Consider the following 479-nt stretch of genomic DNA (forward strand, 5'->3'; position numbering starts at 1 on the left):
CAGCACCGGCCCAAGCGCGGTGCGGATCAGCTCCGTCCGTAATGGTCCGCCAGCCGCTCGGCCACCAGCGTGTCCTGCAGCGATTCCAGTGCCATCACCCGCACCTTGCCCACGCGCGCCAGTGACAGCGTGCGCTCCACATAGAACTCCGGGCCTTCCTCGGTCATCGCCATCGAGCGGCTGAAGCCATAGGGCACCAGGCCCTTCTCGCCATCCTTGCTGCCACCGACATAGAGGAGGATCGACATCTTTCACCTTGTTGCGTGTTACTGGAACCGGCGCGCAGCTTACGCAGGTGCGTGTTAGGACCTTCTCACCCAAGTTAACGCCAGCTGTTTGCGGTTCGATGACTTCACGCCGCGCCGTTGCAACTCACTTTTTTTTAACCAGCGCATCGGTAGATCACGCATTCATTTCCGTCGGTGCGAAGGCATGGATCTCAAAAGCGGCTATCTGTTCTGGTCGATTCGAAACGGGTT

1 protein-coding gene is annotated in these 479 nt (G+C 59.5%); it reads right to left on the bottom strand.

Annotated features, from left to right (window positions below):
- Positions 1 to 26: 26 nt before the first annotated feature.
- Positions 27 to 248 (bottom strand): hypothetical protein, encoded by a 222-nt coding sequence (locus CWM66_RS28395; protein ID WP_107147755.1) that lies wholly within the window; start codon positions 246 to 248, stop codon positions 27 to 29.
- Positions 249 to 479: the final 231 nt, after the last annotated feature.

This window comes from Kosakonia sp. H7A, assembly GCF_003028445.1.
GTDB lineage: Bacteria > Pseudomonadota > Gammaproteobacteria > Enterobacterales > Enterobacteriaceae > Kosakonia > Kosakonia radicincitans.

Bases quoted from the DNA above. Each gene is read 5' to 3' on its own strand.
- CWM66_RS28395 (WP_107147755.1), bottom strand. From the start codon at position 248: ATGTCGATCCTCCTCTATGTCGGTGGCAGCAAGGATGGCGAGAAGGGC.